Source organism: Synechococcus sp. UW105, assembly GCF_900473935.1.
In the GTDB taxonomy this organism is placed as follows: Bacteria; Cyanobacteriota; Cyanobacteriia; order PCC-6307; family Cyanobiaceae; genus Synechococcus_C.
In genome coordinates this window covers 1-22,930 of record NZ_UCNN01000023.1, presented here as the reverse complement: position 1 = coordinate 22,930, position 22,930 = coordinate 1, and the positions used below count along the sequence as shown (strand labels likewise).

At 57.9% G+C, this 22,930-nt stretch carries 24 protein-coding genes; 11 read left to right on the top strand and 13 right to left on the bottom strand.

Annotation, left to right across the window (positions count from 1 at the left end):
* The first annotated feature begins 574 nt into the window (after positions 1 to 574).
* Entirely contained in the window at positions 575 to 1,429 is an 855-nt protein-coding gene (locus tag DXY16_RS10000) for a phosphatase PAP2 family protein (RefSeq protein WP_115121091.1), read from the top strand.
* Positions 1,430 to 1,658: 229 nt separating this feature from the next.
* Here DXY16_RS10000 and DXY16_RS09995 read toward each other — a convergent pair whose 3' ends face one another.
* From DXY16_RS09995 to DXY16_RS09985, 3 genes are all read right to left on the bottom strand, one after another.
* Positions 1,659 to 2,021, bottom strand: coding sequence for a DUF1330 domain-containing protein (locus DXY16_RS09995; RefSeq protein ID WP_244281645.1), 363 nt, complete (start codon positions 2,019 to 2,021; stop codon positions 1,659 to 1,661).
* A gap of 190 nt (positions 2,022 to 2,211) precedes the next feature.
* Positions 2,212 to 2,676, bottom strand: a complete 465-nt coding sequence (locus tag DXY16_RS09990; RefSeq protein WP_244281644.1) for a cupin domain-containing protein — start codon at positions 2,674 to 2,676, stop codon at positions 2,212 to 2,214.
* Positions 2,677 to 3,116: 440 nt separating this feature from the next.
* On the bottom strand, positions 3,117 to 4,013 hold the full coding sequence (locus tag DXY16_RS09985; RefSeq protein ID WP_115121088.1) for a phycobilisome rod-core linker polypeptide: 897 nt from the start codon (positions 4,011 to 4,013) through the stop codon (positions 3,117 to 3,119).
* An 805-nt stretch (positions 4,014 to 4,818) separates the two neighbouring features.
* Between DXY16_RS09985 and DXY16_RS09975 the strand changes: the two genes are divergently transcribed.
* On the top strand, positions 4,819 to 5,028 hold the full coding sequence (locus DXY16_RS09975; protein ID WP_115121086.1) for a hypothetical protein: 210 nt from the start codon (positions 4,819 to 4,821) through the stop codon (positions 5,026 to 5,028).
* Positions 5,029 to 5,080: 52 nt separating this feature from the next.
* Here the strand turns inward: DXY16_RS09975 and DXY16_RS09970 are convergent, their stop codons facing one another.
* The 4 genes from DXY16_RS09970 to DXY16_RS14960 form a co-directional block, all read right to left on the bottom strand.
* A complete protein-coding gene (locus DXY16_RS09970; protein ID WP_115121085.1) occupies positions 5,081 to 5,353 on the bottom strand; it encodes a DUF1651 domain-containing protein in 273 nt (90 codons plus the stop codon).
* 648 nt (positions 5,354 to 6,001) lie between these two features.
* Entirely contained in the window at positions 6,002 to 6,220 is a 219-nt protein-coding gene (locus tag DXY16_RS09955; protein WP_115121082.1) for a hypothetical protein, read from the bottom strand.
* 376 nt (positions 6,221 to 6,596) lie between these two features.
* Positions 6,597 to 8,273 (bottom strand): SulP family inorganic anion transporter, encoded by a 1,677-nt coding sequence (locus DXY16_RS09945; protein WP_115121080.1) that lies wholly within the window; start codon positions 8,271 to 8,273, stop codon positions 6,597 to 6,599.
* Positions 8,274 to 8,355: 82 nt separating this feature from the next.
* Positions 8,356 to 8,775: a hypothetical protein gene (locus DXY16_RS14960; protein ID WP_179949734.1), complete on the bottom strand. Its 420-nt coding sequence runs from the start codon at positions 8,773 to 8,775 to the stop codon at positions 8,356 to 8,358.
* 164 nt (positions 8,776 to 8,939) lie between these two features.
* On the opposite strand from DXY16_RS14960, the gene DXY16_RS09935 reads away from it, so the two are divergent.
* Genes DXY16_RS09935 through DXY16_RS09915 form a run of 5 tightly spaced genes read left to right on the top strand, consistent with a single transcriptional unit; the run spans position 8,940 to position 14,127 of the window.
* A complete protein-coding gene (locus DXY16_RS09935) occupies positions 8,940 to 9,941 on the top strand; it encodes a DnaJ C-terminal domain-containing protein (RefSeq protein WP_115121079.1) in 1,002 nt (333 codons plus the stop codon).
* Between the two features lie 40 nt (positions 9,942 to 9,981).
* Complete coding sequence (gene hemB, locus DXY16_RS09930; RefSeq protein WP_115121078.1) at positions 9,982 to 10,983, top strand: porphobilinogen synthase; 1,002 nt, start codon at positions 9,982 to 9,984, stop codon at positions 10,981 to 10,983.
* Positions 10,984 to 11,022: 39 nt separating this feature from the next.
* Entirely contained in the window at positions 11,023 to 11,265 is a 243-nt protein-coding gene (locus tag DXY16_RS09925; protein ID WP_115121077.1) for a hypothetical protein, read from the top strand.
* 46 nt (positions 11,266 to 11,311) lie between these two features.
* Positions 11,312 to 11,713, top strand: a complete 402-nt coding sequence (locus DXY16_RS09920) for a VOC family protein (RefSeq protein ID WP_115121106.1) — start codon at positions 11,312 to 11,314, stop codon at positions 11,711 to 11,713.
* The gene (locus DXY16_RS09915; protein ID WP_115121076.1) at positions 11,713 to 14,127 is read left to right on the top strand and encodes an endonuclease MutS2; all 2,415 of its coding nucleotides are present in this window, start codon (positions 11,713 to 11,715) and stop codon (positions 14,125 to 14,127) included. Before DXY16_RS09920 ends, DXY16_RS09915 begins: the two co-directional genes overlap by 1 nt.
* On the opposite strand, the gene DXY16_RS09910 is transcribed toward DXY16_RS09915, so the two are convergent.
* Positions 14,124 to 15,353 carry an ABC transporter ATP-binding protein gene (locus DXY16_RS09910; RefSeq protein ID WP_115121105.1) on the bottom strand — a complete coding sequence of 410 codons (1,230 nt, stop codon included), beginning with the start codon at positions 15,351 to 15,353 and terminating at the stop codon, positions 14,124 to 14,126. The two genes, DXY16_RS09915 and DXY16_RS09910, sit on opposite strands and share 4 nt — an antisense overlap.
* A gap of 60 nt (positions 15,354 to 15,413) precedes the next feature.
* Here DXY16_RS09910 and cgtA point away from each other — a divergent pair, with 60 nt between their 5' ends.
* Entirely contained in the window at positions 15,414 to 16,403 is a 990-nt protein-coding gene (cgtA, locus tag DXY16_RS09905) for an Obg family GTPase CgtA (RefSeq protein ID WP_115121075.1), read from the top strand.
* Positions 16,404 to 16,474: 71 nt separating this feature from the next.
* Entirely contained in the window at positions 16,475 to 16,657 is a 183-nt protein-coding gene (locus DXY16_RS09900) for a hypothetical protein (protein ID WP_115019954.1), read from the top strand.
* A 96-nt stretch (positions 16,658 to 16,753) separates the two neighbouring features.
* Here DXY16_RS09900 and DXY16_RS09895 read toward each other — a convergent pair whose 3' ends face one another.
* Complete coding sequence (locus DXY16_RS09895) at positions 16,754 to 16,972, bottom strand: CP12 domain-containing protein (protein WP_115019967.1); 219 nt, start codon at positions 16,970 to 16,972, stop codon at positions 16,754 to 16,756.
* Between the two features lie 161 nt (positions 16,973 to 17,133).
* Here DXY16_RS09895 and DXY16_RS09890 point away from each other — a divergent pair, with 161 nt between their 5' ends.
* Positions 17,134 to 17,610: a hypothetical protein gene (locus DXY16_RS09890; protein ID WP_115121074.1), complete on the top strand. Its 477-nt coding sequence runs from the start codon at positions 17,134 to 17,136 to the stop codon at positions 17,608 to 17,610.
* On the opposite strand, the gene DXY16_RS09885 is transcribed toward DXY16_RS09890, so the two are convergent.
* The 3 genes from DXY16_RS09885 to DXY16_RS09875 all read right to left on the bottom strand — a co-directional run bounded on the left by DXY16_RS09885 (position 17,591) and on the right by DXY16_RS09875 (position 21,261).
* Positions 17,591 to 19,516, bottom strand: a complete 1,926-nt coding sequence (locus DXY16_RS09885) for an ABC-F family ATP-binding cassette domain-containing protein (protein WP_115121073.1) — start codon at positions 19,514 to 19,516, stop codon at positions 17,591 to 17,593. The genes DXY16_RS09890 and DXY16_RS09885 overlap by 20 nt on opposite strands.
* On the bottom strand, positions 19,513 to 20,151 hold the full coding sequence (locus DXY16_RS09880) for a DUF2301 domain-containing membrane protein (protein ID WP_115121072.1): 639 nt from the start codon (positions 20,149 to 20,151) through the stop codon (positions 19,513 to 19,515). Before DXY16_RS09880 ends, DXY16_RS09885 begins: the two co-directional genes overlap by 4 nt.
* A 120-nt stretch (positions 20,152 to 20,271) precedes the next feature.
* Positions 20,272 to 21,261 (bottom strand): glutathione S-transferase C-terminal domain-containing protein, encoded by a 990-nt coding sequence (locus DXY16_RS09875; protein ID WP_115121071.1) that lies wholly within the window; start codon positions 21,259 to 21,261, stop codon positions 20,272 to 20,274.
* 49 nt (positions 21,262 to 21,310) lie between these two features.
* Here DXY16_RS09875 and DXY16_RS09870 point away from each other — a divergent pair, with 49 nt between their 5' ends.
* Positions 21,311 to 22,258 (top strand): aspartoacylase, encoded by a 948-nt coding sequence (locus DXY16_RS09870; protein WP_115121070.1) that lies wholly within the window; start codon positions 21,311 to 21,313, stop codon positions 22,256 to 22,258.
* Here DXY16_RS09870 and DXY16_RS09865 read toward each other — a convergent pair.
* Entirely contained in the window at positions 22,255 to 22,626 is a 372-nt protein-coding gene (locus DXY16_RS09865; RefSeq protein WP_115019969.1) for a hypothetical protein, read from the bottom strand. The genes DXY16_RS09870 and DXY16_RS09865 overlap by 4 nt on opposite strands.
* Positions 22,627 to 22,930 lie beyond the last annotated feature (304 nt).

Genomic DNA, 22,930 nt, shown 5'->3' with positions numbered 1-22,930 from the left:
ATTGTTCCGTGTTGTTGTCTGCAATGATTCGAGCACCGAAACTCTTTTGATATCGCTTTATTTGAACCCCCTGGTCCCCTTGGCGCTTTCATAGCACCAAAGGAACAGGCGACGTGGGGCTGTCGATCCCGTCCAAAGGATGACTTTTGAATTATTATTTGCCATCTCTAATGCCTCAGTGCGCAACCTTCCTCACATGCGTTACGAATGATCCCCTCCTCCTGACCAGATGAGCATCTTGCCTGAGAGGCCGCTCGCGCAGGAGCCTCTCGGTATTAATACTTATCCTTGGCTTGGCGTCGTTGGCTCTCTTGCCCCTTGCCGTTGGCTTGCTCGCGTCAGTGTGCAATGTAATCCTTTCGCTGCGGGGCATTTGTCGTGCCTCGGATCTAAAGAGGCTGGTTTGATTCCTCTTGAGGCACCGCTGCTTAGCTGCGTTCTTCTCTGTTGCGGTATGGCTTTAAGGCTTCCTTGATCTGTTCTTGAAATCTGGTGAAAAGATTCAAATATGATCGGTCTGCTTTTCAAGCGTCTCGCTTGTCTTTAAGCCTAAGGAGGGAGACCCTCTTTTCTTATGCGAATTCGCACAGCAAAATTCCTTGGCCTTGGGCTGACCATAATTGCTACCAGTTATCCATCCACCGCCTTTGCTGGTGATCAGAAGAGCAGTGAATGTCTGATCGCATCCGCGCAGGTACCCGAACTTCAACATGGATTGATCGAGGGTTATCTTGTGAAGTCGGATTTCCCCGACAGCCTGGAGTTGTTGCCACAACCTCCGAGCCTTGGACAGGCTGATCATGCTCTGGATACGTCCATCTCGAGAAGAAGCTTCAGCCTGCCCGGAACGCCGCGATGGACTCTTGCAGCCAGTGATGCCAACCTAAGGTTCCCCGATGCGGCTAGTACCTTTTCATGCGCAATCGGTGCTCCCATTAGCGAGTCTGAAACTCCTAGGCTTTACCAACTCCTCAGGCGCAGTCTCACCGATGCTGGTTTGTCGACTTATAAGGCCAAAAATAATTACAATCGACGTAGACCATTCCTTGTGAATCAGAAGCCGATTTGTTCCCCAGAAGATACGATCGAGCTCACTTCAGATCCCTCCTATCCCTCTGGTCATACTGCTGTTGGATGGGCTTGGGCATTGATTTTGAGTGAAATGGTCCCCGACCGTAGCAATCAAATTTTGGCCCGTGGATTGGCCTATGGTGAGAGTCGCCATCTCTGCAATGTTCATTGGTACAGTGATGTGATCAATGGTCGAGTGATGGGTGCAGCGACGGTAACTGTTCTGCATAATAATGCTGAGTTTCGCGCCGATTTTGCAGCCGCAAAAGCAGAAGTTGCCAATGCCCGTGCCAGGAATCTAGAGGCGAGCCGTGATTGTAACGTCGAGACTTTAGCGCTTGATCAGGATACTCACTGAGACCCTGTCTGAGCCAATCAAATTGGTTTGGTAATGTTCAAGTATTGACAGCAGTTCAGTCCACCCTCCTTCGAATGAGGGGTAAGGGTAGTCCTGGAAAGTAGAACGTAGAAACCAGAGAGAAGGAGGAGACCTCTCCTTCTCTCAACTTCCCATTGGCTCACCTCAAAATCTGCATCTCTTGAGATGCTCTTATGGAGACGACTGCATTCAATCTTTAGTACTGGTTTTAATGGCTGGCATGGTCACCTTCCTCAAGGATCGACAGAGAGATGTCGCAATGACCCTGGCGCAGTTTGATCATCTCTTGGTATTGATTTGATTCGTAAGCAGCTTGTGCTTGCGCCACATTCTCAAACTCGATGATCAACGTGAAATGGCCTGGATTCCCTTCTCGTACATCAGTATTCAGTTCTCTGCATAAAATCTGTCCCTTGTGAGCTTCCAGAAAAGGTCCGAATGCGGCAAGAAAGTCAGTCATCCCTGCTGGATTGGTGATATTGCCAGCAACGCTCCAATAACCTTTAGCCATTTTGTGAGTGAGAAAACGTTTTATTATTGCATGGCTTAGCGGATTCTCAAAGCAATTCACTCCGACACTCTATGGTCATTGAATTGTCTCGAATGTTCTTATTAAGCTCGATTTTTGATTGGCCTCCCATGCTTTTCCGGATCGTTCCATTCCTTCCTCTTTAACATCTCCATAGCTCAGTCAAATGGTGATCTTGGTCAACTCTCAGTGGGTCTAAAAATCAATCCAATTGGCCTAGCCCTGCGCTGCTCTATTTGACGAAGTTGGTTGTAGGCATTCCTTTGACTCCTGCAACTGTCACCCAAATAATCGTTGTTTCATCGCTTTGATTTTGCACAAAGTGTGGTGTGTCACCACCTTCGATAAAGGCTTTGCCAGCTTTGAATTCCCGTTGCACCTCTGTACCATCTGGCATTACCTGGGTCACCAACAGGTCTCCGGAGTTTTCGCCTTGGACATAAACCATCATCGGTGCTGGATGGGTGTGAAGAGGGATTTTGCTGCCGACAGGTAACTCAACTCTGAATAGGCGCAGTTCTGGTGTGCCTTCGGGGTACTTCAAAGCAACTCCATCAATTGTTTTCGTGTCGCTAAACACTTTTTGGATCACAGGCTCGCTGGATGTTGTTGTGTCTTGCGTCTCGTTTGACGTACACCCCACCACCCCCATGACGATCACGGTCGTCGTGCTCAGTGCAGCCAGAAATTTCTGCATCATGATCGGCTTGGTTTGGTGGATTATCTCACCACTTTGACCCTTTCCCCCTGATCATGCCCATGACTGTGACGCCTGTCAGTCAGGTCCCCAAGCCTCGTGATGCTCAATAGTCGCTGTTTCGACAACGATTCGCTCTTGATAGATCAGTTTATTCACGATTGCCCTCTCTCAATAGCTGCTTTTTCTGCTTTGTATTCGCCTTTGCTTTCTATCAATGCTTAGAAGCTGGTTGATTCCGATTACTCTGCTTGTGATCGCTCAGGATTTGACTTAATTTGGGTCTCTTGTCTTGATGATCTGCTCCTCACTGCTCCGCCCATGTCGGCGGCTGTTGATCGGGTCTTCGTCAATTCGTTTAAGCAAGAAAAAGGGGCTGGCGCAAGACCAGCCCCTTCGTTATTTGTTGCGGGCGTAGGTTTCTCGACCCTCGTGCATCTCTATGAAGTGATTGCAGAGTAGGCCACGGTTAATGTGATTCTTACGATCTCCATGACACCAGCGATGGTGAGGACTGTACCCACTTTAGAAAGGAATTTTGGAGGACGACCACCAGCCCATGCAGCTGAAGTCCCAATAAACTTATAGCTTGCCGAGGCCGGTGATTTGATGGCGTAGTTGGAGGTGCTTGAGAAGGAGTTCTTCAGCTTGCTGTCGTTGCCGATCGCTTTGTCTGAGTAGGCAAAGCCGAGCACCATCGCAGCTGTTCTATTGAATGATGACTGATAGGAGCCTGCATATGATCTCCATGAATGCATGTATGGAACCGTATGCTTTCCGAATGTTTCTAAGTATTCGGCTGAATCAACCATGGCATCAATGACTGCGCCATGGCCTGATCTTGCTTGCAGGCTTATGTAGTCTGCAATTTCTGCTTGGTTGCGTGGTGTGCGGCCTAATAGATGCTTGAAATCCAGTTCAATCGTTCTCATGGGGTCACGACCCTCATAGAAATTCTTGGTATAAAACTCACTCTTTGCTAGTCCACGTACGAAGTCCTGGATGCTTATTCTTCCATCGAGAAGCTTGGCTTCGAGAGAACTCTCTCTCTCATAGTCCATCACGTGTGCATTGCCAAATACCTGTTTGTATGCGGCATTGATCGCATTGGTGCATGCGTTTTGGCTTGAGTCTTTGAGCTGGTCACTGGTGACTTTTCTTCCGCACTCTTCATGGCTCCGAGGCCCTGTCGGTAGCTTTAGATTGGTGCATAGTGTGCTGCGGTACTCAGCTTGTGTGAGTGAAGCTCCTGCTGCTTTTGTATTGTCGTAGGTTATCGGCTGCTCTGTTGCACGTTCGCCGCCAAACGTCGTGATGATTGAATTCGATGACAGCATTTGATTTGACGGTGGCAAAGAATGGTTGTTACGACAACCTATTCCGAGTTTTTTGGCTTGAGTTGGTCTAAGACTCACTTGTAGGTTTTTTGTAAAAGTCCTTCAAGGAAAATTACATGAGACCTTGAATTTGTGTTTTTTTGTTCTGTTGTAGGGAATTTTTGGTTCTCCTCTTCTAGCGTTCACCACTTTTCTTTTGCATCGACCGGGTTTTTCAAGCATTTTTTGTCGATTGCCAGTCATTTGCCCCGGTTTGATGGCCTTGGTCCTGATTCGCCGTTGCAGTCACTTTCGTGACCGATTGCTTCGCTGTTCCGGCTTTGCGATCGCATTGTGATTGCCAATTTGGCCCGCCGGCGGCTTGGTTGCTTTCTTGGCGGTTGCGACGAATTCTTGGTTCCTCAAGCTTTGCTGATGACGGCTAGGCAAGTGTCTTGTGGGCAACTTTGCTCTTTTGTTCTGTTTTGCCTGTTTTGGTATGGATCGTTTCTGTTCGCCCTGAGCTGATTCTCGCCGTCTGATCCTTCATGCGTGATCAGTCTTCCCCTGCTATTCGCAGAAGGGCCGACTCTTTCGGTGCTGGTTCTTGGCGGTTTGTTTCTGCGCAGGCTTGACCCGTTTCGCAAGCGCCAGTCGGCTTCATCCGTTCGGCTGCGACTCGGGCCTGCATTGTCATGCTTGCTTTTCGCTGATCGTTGGCGCCGCATTGGCCCTTGGCATCGTGTTGCATCTGGTTCAGATTCTGTCTTGCTCTATTGCCTGTCGCCGTAATGGGCTTTTGATAGACAACAGTTTTTCAGTTGTGATGTCTTACGAACCAGGCACGACAGAGTGCCGTCTGCTGATCAACAGCAAGGAATCAATTGAAACGATGTTGCTCAATTTGAGCCGTTTAGAGGGCGCTGAGTCGATTCTTCTCCAGCTGCGCCAAGTGCATCAGCAGTTGGAGCTGCTTCATGATCAGCGTCGCATGCAAGTTGACGCCCAGGAAGCCTCTGCGGTTTCACTCTCCTGATTCGGAGATCTGTCTAGGCCTTTCCCTTCCTCTCCACTTCAGCTGGGTTGGTTCAGCGCACAGGGGGGTGACAACGACGCCATCCGCTTTGGAGCATGGTGTTCCAAGCCTCAATCGCATTGTTTCTGAGCATGCGTCGCTGGCTGTGGGGCACTGGAAGTTGTGGTGGTGCCCAGTTAAACGTTCTCAGTGACACCCAGCGGGAATGGACCGTTGGGGTGTCAGGTTTGAACTGAATGAGCAGTTGCTGCGCTTCATGCACCAGCCAGCCTTCCCCACCGTGCTGCTCCGGCTGTCGTTTGGGGTCAGGGCGCAGGAGAGGCATGTCATCAGTCTGGCCGATGATTCCAGGCTTCGTCTTTAATCTCTCCACTGTTCTCGGCTGCAGAGATCAGCGCACTGCGTCGTTGCTTGCCGCGTTGTGGGAGAGAAAGGCTTCCTCCACAGCTGCCAAAACAGTGTTCGCAGCCCTTGTGGATCTGTGTTCTGTCCGCCCGATCACTGGCCTGATTTTGGATTCGTAGTGTTTGGCACAGTCGCCATCCTTCATGTCTGGTGTGATGTCTGCATCGAATTAGGGGCAATCTGTGGAACTTCTCGTGCTTGCGGCCATTGCCGTTCCCCTCTCCACGCTTGTGATGCAAGCCCTTTCCTCTGAATCGGATGATGAATTCGACTTCCTTTGATTTGTGGACTGCACGAGCTTCAGGCCTTAAAGACCCCAGCCTTGCTTTGAAGCTCAGATCCGAACTTTCTCGACAGCTGCTTGGAGAGGCCTCACGCCTGTGCTGATCAAAATTGGTCGCTTGGTCGTGATTTCAACTTTGATCCCAGCCCGCGAGATGGCCACAATTGCTCTGCTGATCGCAATGCAGCCGATGACAAAAGCGAGAGGCCAGCGCAGCATCTCGACGATGACAAGACTCCCATTCATGCCGTACTAGCGCCTGAATGATTGCTAGCACTGCAACAGTCAGTCTGCGGACTTGTTGTTGTCTCTCCCAAGGCTGAAGGCGGCAATCTTTGCATCAGCCCAGCGTGCAAAGAAATAAACGGTGATGAACAGTGGCACATACGCCATCCACAGATTGTCTGGGCCCATCCCGCTGTTGTTGATGATGGTCAGTCCCGCGTAACCGACCACGAAATAAATACCTGCCCGTCTCAGCGCACCCGCCAGATTTGGATTCATCACTGCCCCTGCATTGATGTCACTTTAGGTCGTTCAGACCTGCTGTTCGTTGGTGGGTGGACCAAGAGAGCTCTTACGACCGCGTGCTTTCTGGTGGGGGAATGACGTGGGTTGCTGCTGATGAGATTGGCTTCGGCATGGGGCGATCCAGACCGCTCATCAGTTGCAATGTTCCAATCAGCGATGTCTGCAGCAGCAAGCAGATTGCGACATCGATTCGCTGCTGCCAGAGAAGGGACGTCATCTGCCGAGACGCGTTGCTCAATGATTTCAGCCTGTTTTGATCAGGATCGCTGTACTGCAAATCACCTTGGCTGGCAGATGTTGAGTCGCTCGATCCCCTCGATGAAGACGGTGGTTGAGCACTCCATGGCGGTCAGTCAGAGGCGTTCAGCCATCCGTGCGCAATGCTGAGGGCCTCCTGTCGGCTCGAACAGAGTCCGCCGATAGCGAACTGTTCAAGCCGCTCGCGCACTTTCCCTTGGGCTCCGGCCACCAGCACCCGACGCTTGTGACTGTGGGCTTCCTCCACGATGCGTTCGATCGCAAGGGTGGCTGTGACGCCTAAATGGGGCACATCTGTGATATCCAGAATCAGCACTTGGTACTGCCGCACGAGCGTCATCCGTTCACTGATTCCTTTGGCTGCGCCAAAGCTGAGTGGTCCCTGGAGGGCAAACAGCATCACAGCATCACCACATTGATCCAGCAGGTTCTGTTCATCAGCTGGAAGAGCTTTGCGATCGGTGTTGCCCATGCCAGCGAGCTGGTGAGTGGTCAGCGATTCGATCGTGAGCAGATTGGCGACGAACATCCCGATCAGCACGGCGCCGATCAGGTCCCAGAACACGGTGAGAAGCAGCACTCCCCACATCACCAGGGCTGTTTTGATCGAGAGCCGATGGGCTCGGCGCAGGAACCCCCAGTCGATGATGTCCAGGCCGACCTTGATGAGGATGCCTGACAGCAGTGCTGTTGGGATGCCCTCTGCCAGTGGACCTGCTCCCAGCAATAGAACCAGCAGCACGACGGAATGGGTCATGCCTGCTAATGGCGTTTTGCCACCCGACTTGATATTGATCACGGTGCGCATCGTGGCTCCAGCCCCTGGCAGGCCTCCCATCAGGCCTGCGATGGCGTTGGCAAGACCTTGACCCACCAGCTCACGGTTGGAGCGGTGGCGGCTCTGGCCGATGTTGTCGGCGACTAGTGAGGTGAGCAGCGAATCGATCGACCCCAGCAGTGCCAGCACCACGCCGGCACGGATCAACACGGGAAGATGCATCCCCCAGTTGGGGATCACGAACTGCAAGCCACCTTCCGGGATGTTGCCAATACGCGGCAGGGTTTCCCATCCCAGGCTCTCGAGTCGTTGATCGTTGAAGAGCAGAAAGGAGAGCGGGGTAATAAAGATCAAAGCCAGCAAAGGTGCTGGCAGCACACGACTGATCCGTTTGGGAGTGAGAAAGACCACCGCCAGGGTCATCAAGCCCACGCTCAGGGCCGCCGGGTTGGGCTGGAAATCTTGAATCACCATCGTCAGCGAGCTGATCACCCCACCCGACGAGGGCACTCCCAGCAAGGGCCCGATCTGAATCAGCAGAATGATGATGCCGATCCCCGACATGAAGCCGGACACCACCGAATAGGGCACCATCGTGATGTAGCGGCCCAGCTTGAGCAGGCCGAAGAGGATCTGGAAGAGCCCTCCTAAGACCACCGCGGCCATGACCAGAGGCAGCAGCTCGCCGCCGGTCAGCTTGCCTGCAACACCAACGGCTAGCAGGCTGCTCACCACGCCAGCCACAGTCACGCTCATCGGACCCGTGGGCCCGCTCACCTGGGCTGGAGTGCCCCCGAACAAGGCGGCCAGAAAGCCTGTGACGATGGCTCCATAAAGCCCATAAATTGCACCACCAGGGCCGAGCGCTGCATTGCCGAAGGCCAGGGCCAGCGGCAGTGCCACAACGGCTGCGGTCAATCCCCCGAGTAGATCACCGCGCCATTGACGCAGATCCCATCCATAGATCAGCTGTTGTCGTCCGATGCCCATGCATTGCTGAGCAAAGATTCATTCTTCTCGGTCTTTCGCAATCTGGCTGCCCACCGTCATTCCTCGATAACAGTCAGCTGCTTCAAGGCTGTTCGATCCACCCTTGGAGATCGTTCAGCGACTGCACACCCTCTCGGCGTTCTCCAGAAGGATGGATCCAGGTCGGATAGGTCCGGATCACAGCAGCACTGCAGGCTCTGGCTTGTTCGGGCAGGGTGTCCGGTTTGGCGCATTCAACGTAGGGAAGTCGTTGCTGCCCTCCCTGGCCGAACAGATGGCTCTGGTATTGACAGGCTGGACAACGCCAGGATCCGTAATACTTCACCCCCGCGGTCTTGAGTTGGTCGGCTAATTGCACTTGAGCCGCAGTGGACGCCGTTGGCTTTGGCGGCAAGGGCGTAGCGCTGCTGCCAGCGCTGGCGGGTGAGCCTGCCAGCAGGAACGCTGTGGCAAGGCTGGCGGATGCCCAGTGATCCATCCGTGCCTTGTTTGCAATGGTCATCACGATCACTTCGGCTCAGACACGATGGGCGCCCTTAATTCTGTCGAAGCCAGAGCTGGCCTGGTGGATCAAACGTTCGGGCTTCCCTCCATTGCGGTGATTCCATCGCTGAGAAGAAACTGGGACACTGGCTAGAAGCAGGGCCTGCGGGCCGGGGGGAGGCCATGGCTGGCACGGGTTACCGCGACTATTTCAAGGTGCTTGGTGTCGAGCGTGGCGCCGATGCCGACACGATTAAACGGGCTTTTCGCAAGCTTGCCCGTCAATATCACCCGGATGTGAATCCCGGGAATGCCTCTGCTGAAGCCAAATTCAAGGAAGTGAGCGAAGCCTATGAGGTGCTCTCCGACCCTGAAAAACGTCAGCGTTACGAGCAGTTTGGCCAGTACTGGAACCAGGCTGGCGCTGGCAGTGGGGGGGCTGGAGTGGATGTCGATTTTGGCCGCTACGGCAATTTCGACGATTTCATCAATGATCTGCTGGGTCGCTTCGGTGGTCAGGGCGGCGGCCCTAGTGGTTTCAGCGGCGGCTTTCCGGGAGGGTTTGCTGGTGCTTCAGGTTTCCCCGGCGGTGGTTTTGCCGGTGGCGGTTACGGAGGTGGGGGGCGTGCAGCATCTCGGCAACCCGCCAATCTTGATGCGGAAGCCACAGTCAAGGTGTCGTTTTCTGAGGCGTTTCGCGGTGGTGAACGCACCCTTTCTGTGAATGATGAACGCGTTCAGGTGCGGATTCCTGCAGGAGTCAAGAACGGCTCTCGCCTTCGCCTGAAGGGCAAGGGAAATCTTCAGCCAGGTACCGGACGCCGTGGCGATCTCTATCTGAATCTTGAGGTGCAGTCGCATGGGGTCTGGCGGCTCGATGCTGATCAGCTGCGCGCCGATTTACCGGTTTCGATCGATGAACTCGTGCTGGGCGGCACCGTGACCGTGATGACCCCCGATGGCGAAGCCGATGTGACCATTCCGGCTGGTACGCCGCCAGGCCGCAGCCTGCGTTTGAAGGGAAAAGGCTGGCCAGGGCGCAACGGCCGTGGCGATTTGTTGTTGACTCTCAGCCTGCAGTGGCCCGACGGTTGGAGCGAACGTGAGCAGGAGCTGCTGCGCCAGTTGCAGCAGGCGCGCTCCACGGATCCACGTCGCAACTGGCTTAAGTCAGCCCGCCTCTAACGCAAGGCCTACGATCGCAAGCACAATTCCCTGCCCCTGGATGGAGCTCACCTACCGCCCTCGTCGCCTGCGTCGGACCCCTGCTCTGAGGGCCATGGTGCGCGAAAGGCTCCTGCAGCCATCCGACTTCATCTACCCGCTATTCGTGCATGAGGGTACGGAGATCGAGCCGATTGGAGCCATGCCTGGTGCCTTTCGATGGAGCCTGGATCAGCTCAGCGGCGAGGTGAAGCGGGCCTGGGATCTCGGCATCCGCTGTGTGGTGCTGTTCCCCAAGGTGTCGGAGAGTCTCAAGACGGAGGATGGCGCTGAGTGTTTTAACGAAAACGGCCTGATCCCAACAGCCATTCGTCAGCTCAAAAGAGATCTGCCCGATATGGCGATCATGACCGATGTGGCCCTTGACCCCTATTCCTGTGATGGCCATGACGGCATCGTCAGCGAGGACGGGGTGGTGCTCAATGACGAGACCATTGAGTTGCTCTGTCGTCAGGCGGTGATGCAGGCGGAGGCTGGTGCCGATTTGATTGGCCCGAGCGACATGATGGACGGACGCGTTGGTGCCATTCGAGAAGCCCTCGATGACGCCGGATTTGAGCATGTGGGGATCATCAGCTACACCGCTAAATATTCCTCTGCCTATTACGGCCCTTTCCGTGAGGCCCTCGACTCCGCTCCACGAGCTGCTGGCAGCAAGCCGATCCCCACAAACAAGGACACCTATCAGATGGATCCGGCCAATGCCCGTGAGGCGATTACCGAGGCCCAGTTAGATGAACAGGAAGGGGCTGACATCATGATGGTGAAGCCCGGGTTGGCCTATCTCGACATCATTCACCGTTTGCGTGAGGAGTCTGAATTGCCGATTGCCGCTTACAACGTCAGTGGTGAATACTCCATGGTCAAGGCTGCCGCAGAGCGTGGTTGGATCGATGAACGTGCCGTTGTTCTGGAGACCTTGCTCAGCTTCAAGCGGGCCGGTGCCGATTTGATTCTCACTTATCACGCCTGTGATGCTGCGGAGTGGTTGCGGCAGTCCTGATGATTTGCGGCTAACGAAAGGAGGCACCACCCTGCCTCCATGGCCGCCGCTCGCCCCCTCCGCTTTTGGAGCCCTCTGCCCTTTGTGGCCTCGGCGATTGCCTTCGTGATCGCGGCCCACCTGTTGCTGGAGGGTGATCGTCGCGATCGGGCTTCTGCTCTCAACTTGATCGGTAGCGGCCTGATCTGTTTCTCGATCGGATGTGTGTGCCGCACATCCTGGGGGATCTCCTTCGCTCACGATCCCGTTCCTGCTCCCGCAGCCCTTGAGCCTCGCCAGTAGGTTCAAACAACGTTGTATGTCTCCGCTTCTAGTCGGTCTCTCCAACATGGTTCCCGTCCATCGTCTTGGTCATGTCGCCATTCGCGTTGAAGACATGGACCGTGCCGTCGGCTTCTACACAGGTCTCGGCATGCGAATGGTATGGAAGGCCAACGATTGGTGCTATCTCGAAGCCGGGGATGGCCGCGATGGTTTGGCCTTGCTGGGACCGAACTACAAGGCTGCTGGCCCCCATTTCGCCTTCCATTTCCACGATCGAGCCGATGTGGATCGGGTTCACCAGCAGCTGCGTGAGCATGGCGTGAAGGTGGGCGCTGTGCATGATCACCGCGATGGCACTGCCTCCTTTTATTTGCGCGATCCAGAGGGAAACTGGCTGGAAATGCTTTACGAGCCTCCCGGAGGGATTCCCTCCAATCAGCTGGAGGCGGCGGTTCCTCAGCCCTAATGCCGCCCCTTCACCACGTTGCCTCGTCGCATCACAGTCCTGTGCTGCAGCAAACGCTGGAGCTGCTGGAGTGGCCCAGGTTGTGTTCCCATCTGGCCTCGTTCACTAGCACCCTGGCTGGACGTAAGGCTGCGCAAGTCACCGTCCTGCCGGAGCACATCGAGATCAGTCGCCAGTGGCTGGCCCGCTCGATTGAGCTCGCCGGACTGAATGGAGTCACCGAAGGCGGGCTCAGTTTTCAGGGGGTGCACGATCTGGAGGCTGTGCTGCTGCGCTGTAGCAAGGGTGGCACCGCCCATGGTGAGGAGCTGTTGGCGGTCGCCGACACCCTGGCCGCGGCTCGTCGGCTTCGGCGTCAGGTTGATGATCCCGAGCTGCGCCCGCTCTGCACGGCATTGTTTAGTGCTGTGGCCACCATGCCTGAGCTGGAACAACGGCTCAAATTCGCTTTGGAGGAGGGCGGCCGTGTGGCTGATCGGGCCAGCCCTGTGTTGGCTGGGCTGCGTCAGCAATGGCAGCTTCTGAGACAACAGCGACGTGATCGGCTGCAGGAGACGCTCCGGCGTTGGTCGGCCCAGCTTCAGGACACGGTGGTGTCGGAGCGTCATGGTCGACCTGTTCTGGCGGTGAAGGCCGGTGCCATCTCTCACTGCAAGGGCATGGTGCATGACAGCTCTGCTTCTGGGAACACCGTGTTTGTGGAGCCTCAGGGGGTGATCGAGCTCGGCAACCGTTTGGCCGACCAGGAGGGCCGCATTCGGGAGGAGGAGCAGCGCTTGCTTGCGGAGCTGAGTGCCGCGGTTGCGGCTCAGCATGAGCCGCTGATCCGGCTCGGAGAGGTGTTGCTGGTTTTGGATCTCAGCTTGGCAAGGGCTCTCTACGGCCAGTGGATCGGAGGGGTCCCTCCGCGCTTGGAGGCCGACCCCCAGACTCCCTTCGTCTTCGATCAGCTCCGCCATCCACTGCTGGTGTGGTTGGAGAAGCGCGATCAGGGAGCACCGGTCGTTCCGATCAGCATCACGGTCTCGCCTGAGCTGCGGGTGGTGGCGATTACGGGGCCTAACACTGGTGGTAAGACCGTGACGCTGAAAAGTGTCGGCTTGGCCGCTCTGATGGCGCGTGCTGGGCTTTGGCTGCCGTGCAGCGGCAGTCCATCATTGCCCTGGTGTGCTCAGGTGCTGGCCGATATCGGCGATGAGCAATCGCTGCAGCAGAGCCTGTCCACCTTCAGTGGTCATGTGAAGCGGATTGGCTGCATTCTGGAGGCGCTGGACAACGGCCCGGCACCTGCCCTGGTGTTGCTCGATGAGGTTGGGGCCGGAACGGATCCCAGTGAAGGGACAGCCCTGGCGACGGCATTGCTCAGAGCGCTTGCCGATCGGGCCAGGCTCACAATCGCCACTACGCACTTCGGTGAGCTCAAGGCCCTCAAGTACAGCGACGACCGGTTCGAGAACGCCTCCGTTGCCTTCGATGCCGAAACCCTGTCCCCGACCTATCAATTGCTCTGGGGGATTCCTGGTCGCAGCAACGCTCTAGCCATTGCCTCCCGTCTCGGGCTGGATCACCAGGTCATCGATCAGGCGCGCAGTTTGCTCAGCCCCCAAGCCGACGGCGATGTGAATGTTGTCATCCGTGGTCTGGAGGAGCAGCGTCAGCGTCAGCAAGCAGCGGCTGAGGATGCCGCTGTGCTCTTGGCTCGTACGGAGCTGCTGCATGAAGAGCTGCTCGGCCGCTGGGAGCGTCAGCGCCAGCAGTCGTCGCAACAGCAGGAGCAAGGGCGCCAGCGCCTTGAAACCTCGATTCGCGATGGTCAGAAGGAGGTGCGTCGACTGATCCGGCGGCTTCGCGATCAGAACGCTGATGGTGAAACGGCGCGTCAGGCAGGCCAGCGCTTACGACGGCTCGAATCGGATCATCGGCCTGCGCCCCAACGCAGGCAACACCCAGACTGGAGCCCAAAGGTGGGGGATCGCATTCGTTTGTTGGCTCTCGGCAAAGCAGCTGAGGTGCTGGCGATTTCTGATGATGGTCTGCAGTTGACTGTGCGTTGCGGTGTGATGCGCAGCACTGTGGAGCTGGCGGCGGTGGAGAGCTTGGATGGCCGTCAACCCACACCGCCACCCGCCACTGTGCAGGTCAAAGCCAGAGGGATAGGAACGCGGGGTGCAGAGGTGCGCACCTCACGCAACACCTTGGATGTGCGAGGGATGCGGGTGCATGAAGCTGAAGCGGCTGTTGAGGAGTTGCTCCGCGGTGCCAATGGACCGCTTTGGGTGATCCATGGCATTGGCACTGGCAAACTCAAGCGCGGTTTGCGCCAATGGCTCGACACCGTGCCCTATGTGGAGCGAGTCATCGATGCAGAGAAGGGAGATGGTGGCCCTGGCTGCAGTGTGATCTGGCCTCGCTAGAGGGGTGGCAGTGCTGGTTCTGGTCCGCGGCTGGGCGGTGGTTCCGGCAAGGAGATCGCTTCGCCATCAGCATCGAACAGACGCCAGCCCTGTGGGTCTGCCGCGAGGTGTATGCGGCAGCCTGGGTTCAGGCTCAGGCTTGGTTCGGCGCGAACCTGAACGAGATGATCGCCATCGAGTAGACGGCAGGTGACGAGTTGCTCGTTGCCCAGCACTTCACTGTGGCTGACCTCTGCCGGCAGGTTGCGGTTGGTGGCAGGTGCCACCTGCAGATGCTCGGGGCGGATGCCGGCGGTCAGGGTGTTGCCTTCGAGGCTGGGGAGGGCTGCCGCGATCGGCCCTTCAGGTGTGAGACGTTTGTCGCCAAGAATCAGCGTGGAGCCTGCTCCCACCTGCACCGGCAGAACATTCATCGGAGGACTGCCGATGAATTGAGCCACAAAGAGGTTGGAGGGCCAGCGGTAGAGCTCCATGGGCGTGCCGAGTTGTTGCAATCGGCCCTGATTCAGAACGGCGATGCGATGTCCCATCGTCATGGCCTCAACCTGATCGTGGGTGACATAAAGGGTGGTCGTTCCTAGCTGCCGTTGCAGGCCAACGATCCGGGCCCGCGTGCTGGCACGCAATTTGGCATCCAGGTTGCTGAGGGGTTCATCCATCAGAAACACCGCCGGTTGGCGTGCCATGGCTCGTCCGAGAGCAACGCGTTGTTTTTGGCCACCGGACAGCTCCTTCGGTCGGCGGTCTAAGAGATGGTCCAGCTCAAGGGCTGCTGCCACGTCGTTGACGCGCCGTTCGATTTTGCTCTCGCGCTGCGAGGGGATGCGCAATGGCTGGGGTAGGCCACGGGTGCGGCGATGCAGCTGATCCTGCAGTTGCTGAAGATTGGTGCGAGCTCTGCTGCGCCTCAGGCCGAAACTGAGGTTGTCGCGCACGCTGAGGTGGGGATAGAGCGCGTAGCTCTGAAACACCATTGCCACATCTCTCTGGGCCGGCCTGAGGTCGGTGATCGGACGATCTCCAATACGGATCTCTCCGTCTGTCGGGGAGTCAAGGCCAGCAAGCAGTCTCAACAGGGTGCTTTTGCCGCAGCCTGAAGGCCCCACCAAGACCAGGAACTCTCCATCCTGAATCGTGAGATCCAACTGCCGGATGACCTCCACGGGTTGGTTTTCACCACGGCCGGGATAGGTTTTGCTCAGCCCCTCAAAGCGAACGCCTGCCACTGCTGAGATCCAGGATGCCGCGATCTTAGGGTTGATGGTTGGCCCTGCCCGACGCTTGACGTGCAATTCATTGACCAAGCCCGAGTCACCGTGCGCGGAGGCCGTGGAGGCGATGGCATTGTTGCGTTCCGGCGCGAGAAATATGTGCCTGCTGGTGGTCCATCCGGCGGCGATGGGGGCCATGGGGGCAACGTGGTGCTGGAAGCGGATGCGAACCTTCAAACACTCCTGGATTTCAAATACAAACGTCTCTTCCCGGCCGTTGATGGGCGCCGGGGTGGGCCGAATCGCTGCACGGGTGCGTCAGGCCCAGATCTGGTGATCAAGGTGCCATGTGGAACGGAGGTCCGGCATCTCAAAACCGACATCCTGCTGGGAGATCTCACAGACAGCGGTGAGCAATTAGTGGTGGCTTTCGGTGGTCGCGGTGGGCTCGGCAATGCTCATTACCTCAGCAATCGCAATCGAGCACCGGAGAAATGCACGGAAGGCCGAGAGGGTGAGGAATGGCCCTTACAGCTTGAGCTCAAACTGCTTGCTGAAGTGGGGATCATTGGCCTGCCGAATGCGGGGAAAAGCACGCTGATCAGCGTGCTTTCAGCAGCGCGACCCAAGATCGCCGACTATCCCTTCACCACCCTGGTGCCCAATCTTGGTGTGGTGCGTCGTCCGACAGGAGATGGCACTGTCTTTGCTGATATTCCCGGTTTGATCGCTGGTGCTGCCCAAGGCGCCGGCCTCGGCCATGACTTCTTACGCCACATTGAACGCACGCGGTTGCTGGTTCACATGGTGGACGGTGGCTCAGAGGACCCTGTGGGAGACCTCCGCGTTGTGGAACAGGAGTTGGAGGCCTATGGCCACGGTCTTGTGGATCGTCCGCGCTTACTGGTGCTGAACAAGTTGGAGTTGATCGATGAGGACGAACGTGAAGAGCAGCGGCAGCGTCTCGAGGAGGCCAGTGGCAGACCGGTGATGTTGACCTCTGCGGCCATGGGCCAAGGTCTGGATCGTCTTCTTCAGAGCGTTTGGGCGGAACTCGGAGTCTGAAAAAAGGTGCTGCACTCTGTTGTGCTTTGTCACCTCCATGGCAATAAAGGGAGCAGAGCTGATCCTCTGCTGTGACTTTTTTCACCTGTTTTGATGATCGTGGTGGGCTGATCGCCCGCTGCCAGACCCAAGCCGAAGTGGAAGCCCTGCGACGCCGTGGTCGTCCTATCGCATCGGTACAGCCGATGAAACCTCAGGAGGCTGTGGTCTGCGGTCTGACCAGCAGTCCGGCGGAATATGACGAGGAGCTCTGAAAGTTCCCCGCTCAGTGGTGTGCGACTGCACTGAACCATTAAAAAAGCCTGCAGCCACAAAGCTGCAGGCTTTTTTTGTTCGTCTCTGGCGCTGGGTCAGTCGTCGTAGACCCGACACTCGTCTGCATCAGGGTTGGCCTCGCAGTAGAGCTCCAGGGGTGTGGGGTCGTGGGAGTCTTCAGGATGTTCCTTCTTGTACTCCTGAAGGGACTCCAGCTCCTCAGTGATGTGGCGGACCTTCGCCTCATTCCCTTCAGCCTGGGCTTCCTGAAGGTCGGTCTGGTCCTTCTGAATGTGCTCGTCGATTGATTTCATGAGAGCTGCGGCCAGCACCGCCTTCTTGCAACGCTCATTACCTTACGGCTCATTTCCACGGACGCCACGGCCATGGGGTGCCACTCCGTTTCCGTAACAACGTCATTGTCAGCAGGCCATGACCGGCGCTAACAGCTGAATAGGAAGTGGGCAGTCATCCCATGGTTCGGATCAGGCAGCGCCAGGGCCGGCATTTCATGGATGACGAAGGCCGGATGTTTTGGATCAACGGCCCGGAGGAGTTCTGCTATCTCTCCGAACAACGCCAGTGGCGTGAAGGTCTTTCCTTCCAGCAGGTTTTGGAGTGGAAACAATGTGCGCCGTCCGGTCTGGTGAGCCAGCGGTTCAGTTCGATGTTGGCTGCCTGTGAGGCGTTCGAACACAACCAGGTGATTTGGTCTCATGACCTTTACCTGCGGCGTATGGGAGATCAGATGCAGTTGCACCGCTCTGCTCAGGATTACCGCCCAACCGCGATGAAGAAGGCAGAGGAGGCTGGTCAGCGGGTGGAGCCCCAGCCCTGGGAGGGCACGGTGCAGTGCCCTCCCAGCTGTGAATGGCCGGCCCCGTCGTCTGGGGAGGCCCTCGTCCACCCGCGTCGTCGCAGACGCTCCGGGCTCAAGGTGCCAGTTCGCTGAGTTCAAGCCAGCGTTCTTCTGCCTCGGCCAGTGTTTCCAGCAGTGTGGCCAGCTCTTGGCTGAGGCTGGTGAGATCGTCGCTGCCGCTGCCGATTGCTGTCTCTAGTGCAGCCTTGCGCGTTTCCATCTCTGGCAGCTGTTTGTCGAGTTGTTCCAGCTCCCGCGCTTCCTTGAAGCTGCGCCGGCGGGGCTTGTTGCTGGTTGGTGTGGCTGCCTTCTCACGAGGCCCTGCGCTTGATGTTGATGATGCGCGGCTGGTGGAGTTGCGGCTGAGTTCTTCGGCCCGTTCCAGCTCCCGGCGGTGGTCGAGAAATTCGCTGTAGTTGCCTTCAAATCGTTTGAGCTTGCCCTCTTCAAAGCAGAAGAGACGGTCAACGGTGCGATCGAGAAAGTAGCGATCGTGCGAAACCACGATCACGCAGCCTCGAAAATCCTCGAGAAGATCCTCCAGCACGCTCAGGGTGTGCACATCCAGATCATTCGTGGGTTCGTCGAGTAGCAGCACATTCGGGGCCTGGATGAGCAGGCGGCAGAGCGTGAGCCGGCGACGTTCGCCACCGGAGAGTTTGCTCAGAGGGCTGTGTTGCTGGGCCGGAGGGAAGAGAAAGCGTTCCAGCAACTGCGACGCACTGAGCTGCTCGCCCCCCAGGTCGATTCGGGAGGCTGCTTCTTCCACGAATTCGATCACCTTGCGCTCCAGCCCGCGGCCACTGGTGAGCAGATCGGTGTGCTGATCGAGATAGCCCAGGTGCACCGTGTCACCGAGGCGAAGCTCTCCTCCGCACGGCTGTCGGCGTTCGGCAATCAGATCCAGCAGAGTCGATTTGCCGCTGCCGTTCGGCCCGATGATGCCGATTCGATCCTCTGGGCTGAAGCTGTACGTGAAGTCGTCGAGCAGCACAGTCCCACTGGATGTTCCGTCGTTGGTGACCCGTAGGTTCTCCGCTTCAATGGCCACCTTGCCGATCCGGCGGCTCACGCTTGCCATCTCGAGCTGGTTTTTGGCGCGCTTGGGTGGGGCGGCGCGCATCGCTTCGATCCTTTGCAGCCGAGCTTTCTGCTTGGTGCTGCGGGCTTTTGGCCCCTGGCGAAGCCAGGCGAGCTCGCGGCGCAGCACGCTTTTGAACTTGGCCGCAGAGGCGGCATCGGCCGCATCCTGCTCTGCCTTGCGTTGCAGATACGTGCTGTAGTTGCCGTCGTAACTGCGGGCTTCGCCGTCGGCTACCTCCACAATCCGACGGGTGACTCGGTCAAGCACGTAGCGGTCATGGGTGACGAGCACCACCGCTCCTGGATAGCGATCCAGCCAGCTTTGCAGCCATTCCACGGCGGCCGCATCGAGGTGGTTGGTGGGCTCATCCAGCAACAGCACATCAGGGCAAGCCACCAGGGCTGATGCCAGGCCTACCCGTTTGCGATACCCGCCGGAGAGCTCCTCCACCGGTTTGTGCAGATCGCTGATCCCCAAGCGTTGCAACACCTCCTGGCACTGTTGTTCCAGCCCCCAGGCCTCGGCTTCATCCATGCGTTGGCTGAGGTGGCCAAGCTCGGTGAGCAGGGTGCTGTTTTCGGGTTCCTGGGCCACGGCTTCGGTTAGGGCGCTGAAGCGCAGCAGCAGTTCCCGTTTCTCCCCACAGCCGGCCAGAACCTGCTCAAGCACTGTGAGCCCGGGCTGCACCACACTGTCTTGGCCAACCAGCTCCACGCGCAGCCGTGGCGAACAGCGCCGCTCTCCTCCACCAAGCGGCTCGTCTCCTGCCAGCACCTTCAGCAGCGTTGATTTGCCAGCGCCATTCGGGCCGATTAAACCGAGCCTGTCATTGCTGCCGATGTGAAGGGTGAGGGCGGCGAAAAGGGTGCGGATGCCGAAATCTTTTTCCGCATCCACCAGGCTGATCAGACTCACTGGGCTCCAGCCGTGCGCTGTTGCTCCAGATAAGCAAACACACTCTTATCGCCGACATCTGCAGCGGCCGCACCGCCGAATTTACGTAAGGCCAGCACGATCAACAGCATCGCCGCTGCTCCTAGCAGCACCAGGCTTAGGGCCGCTGGTAGCAATCCGCTGAGCTGTCCCAGCAAGGCGATGGGCAACAGCAGGGTGAGGCCGATTGCCTCAGGCCGCTGAAAGCAAAAGAACTCCTTGAAGCCGATACCGGCCAGGGCGGCAAAGAGTGGGCCCACCGCCAGGATCCAGAGAGGTTGCCTCTGCAGAGTGCTGAGCGCGTTTGACGGGCCGGCGAGCACCAGCAGTGCGGCCCAACCGAGGCAACCCAGTAGCCAGAACAGCTGCAGGGTTCGGTGCAACGGTTTCAAATAGATGTGGATCCAGTGCAGGGCCAGGCCCATGGCTGCGGCGAGGGGCAGGATCCAGAGCCAGGCCAGCTGACCTCCCAGTTGCCACCATTGCAGGAGCCCGGCGCTGAAGGCGATGCCACTCACGAGTAGGGCGAAGCGATAGCGCTGCACATCCCGGCGGTCTTGCTCCGTGATGGTGTAGGGGCCATAAACGCCTTCAAACTGGGGATCAGTCGTGGTCATGACCGTGCCGCGCGACTGATCACCAGTGTGCTCGGACCTGTGCGGAAATGCTGCATTCAAAAAACCTGCCCCAGAGGGGCAGGCGGTGGTTGTGGTTTGAGCTCAACCATGCCAGCGGCTTCAATTTGCTGGACCTGGGTGGCCGATCAGCGTGCTCAGATCCGGCCCGGCTGGGACAAGGCCACCTGGATTGAGGGGAAACAACGCTCCGAAGTAATCAGCGCGCCAGGCCTCGCCATCGCAGGTGTTGGCCACTCCGGGTAGGGCGTAAAAGCGTTGGCGCCAGCGCCACAGAGCTGGGAACATCCATAACGGTCTGGCACTGCAGCCAAATAGCGGTGCATACACCAGTTCCCAACGGATCAGGGTGGGGAATAGGCGCACATCGGCGATGGTGAGCGGCTCACCGCATAGCCATGGCCCCTGGCTCTGAAGAGCTGCTTCAACTTGTTCAAGGGCGGCGAACAGCTCGGCGCTGGCTTCGTTGTATGCCTGCTGGGTGCGTGCGAAGCCGCAGCGGTAGACGCCGTCATTGACAGCGGGCTGCAGCAGGGACTGCCAGCATTCGATCGCTGGCAGCAGATCGCTAGGCGCCAGATTCATTGCTCCGTCTCCGCCAGGCCAATGGTTGAGGGCTTCGCTGAGAGCGGCACTGTCATTGCCCAGCAGACGGGGGGTGATGTCGGCGTTGTTGCCTGGATCGACAAGGGCTGGAACGGTGGCACGGTGATGCGGCGGTGTGCCGCAGTGTCGGTAGAGGGCCAGCAGCGAATCGCAGCCCAACCAGGAGGGAGCAAGACTCCAGCGTCCGGCGCGGTGATCCGCCTTGGCCGTGAGCAGCGTGAGCGTTCCCTCCAGTTGCCGCAAGCGGTGCATCAGCCAGGTGCGATGGGCCCAGGGGCAGCTGCGCCCGATCACCAATCGCGGCCGTTGCTGAATGGATCGACCCAGCAGCTCCTCTGATGGGGGAACCGTGACTTCGAGTCGATCGCTGGGCGGGCGGACGTAGCGCCCTTCCGCATCAGCTGGCCCCAGCCCCTGCATTAATTGACGCCATTGCCAGCGCCAGCCATCACGGGCAGTGGCAACAACTAAAGGGGGGACTGCCATGGGTCGCGGCGTTCAACAGTGTCAGTCTGGAGGTGTTGGCATCTGGTGAATGGCACTCCCTCGCGTTTTGGTGGTGGCCGGTACCCATGGCAACGAGATCAACGCCCCATGGTTGCTGGATCAATGGCAGCGCAATCCGGCTCTGATTGCTTGCCCTGACGTCACCCCAGTGCCCGTGATCGGTAACCCTGAGGCGCGTGCGCAGGGTCGCCGTTATCTCGATCGGGATCTCAATCGCAGCTTCAGGCTTGAGCTTCTGGCACGGGCGGACGATCAAGCCATGGCCAGCTGCGAGTCATCGCGGCTCGATCGAGAGATCGTTCGCGCCCATGAATTGGTCAGTCGCTTTGGACCGGAGGGGCCGGAGGGCTGTGTTGTCGCCCTTGATCTGCACAGCACCACGGCGGCCATGGGCAGTTCGCTGGTGGTCTACGGCCGCAGGCCGGCCGATTTGGCCCTTGCGGCTGCGGTTCAGCAGCGTCTTGGACTGCCCGTTTATCTGCACGAGGCCGATCAGGCCCAGCAAGGGTTCTTGGTGGAGCGCTGGCCCTGTGGTGTCGTGATTGAGATCGGCCCGGTGCCGCAGATGCTGCTTCAGGCAAGCATCGTGGAACAGACGCGCCTCACGCTGGAAGCCTGTCTGGCTGTGATCGCAGATGCGCGGCGGCACCAGTTGGTGTGCCCTTCGGCCCTGATCGTGCATCGCCATCTCGGCAGCCTCGATCTTCCCCGTGATCCCGAGGGGCGGCCTGATGCTTGCGTGCATCCGGCGCGTCAGGGTCAGGACTGGCAACCGTTGTTGAGCGGCGATCCACTGTTCCTGAAGGCTGATGGCAGCGTGATCCCTTACGAGGGCCCGGATGGCAGGGTTCCCGTGTTCATCAACGAGGCGGCCTATGGGGAGAAAGGGATCGCACTCAGCATCACGGAACGTGAGGTCTGGCCCCTGGAAGGGGTCGTTCCTGAGGCGCTCCAGATGCTGTTAGCTGACGATTAACGAGGCGCGCCGTTGTAAATGACGCTGTCAACCGTGTAGCCATCAGGGGCAATCTTGATCTCTGTTTCCGTGGTGGGCTGGCTGTTGTCTTCAGGCCAGCCGGGCTGTCCGCCCAGGAATTGGAAGGTGTAACCGTCGGCGTTGTTTTGGATGAGGCAGTCGCCACCTCCAGTATTGGTTTGGAACATGCAGGGTGCAGGCCGGTAAACAGTGAGCCCACCGTTGTCGGTGACGGCTGTATTGCGCGCCAGGTTGAGGGCCCGAATCTGAGCTGCCGGTACTTGGGCATGCACCAGTGAGGGGATGGTCGCCCCCAGCGCTGCAGTGCCTGCCAAGACCACCACCGCGGAGAGTGAACGAAGGCGGATCATGCCAAGAGGAGAAAGGCACCCTTAGTGGTGAATCCGTTATGCCTTGATGTCAACTTGGGGCTTTGCTGAAGGCCTTGCAGTCACGAACGCTAGGGCTATGTCTGCACCAGTACGCCAGCTTGCTGATTAGCAACGCCTTCTGAAGCTGTGGCGTTGATTCCCCTGATGGCAACCACTGCATCGCCTTGAGCTGCGGCTTTCGTCGATGCGTTTCTTCGGCATCGGTCACAGTGCTGGGCTCAGAGGCAACAAAAAGCCCCCACCTAGCGGCGGGGGCTTTACTTTGCGATTCAGCTTGCGC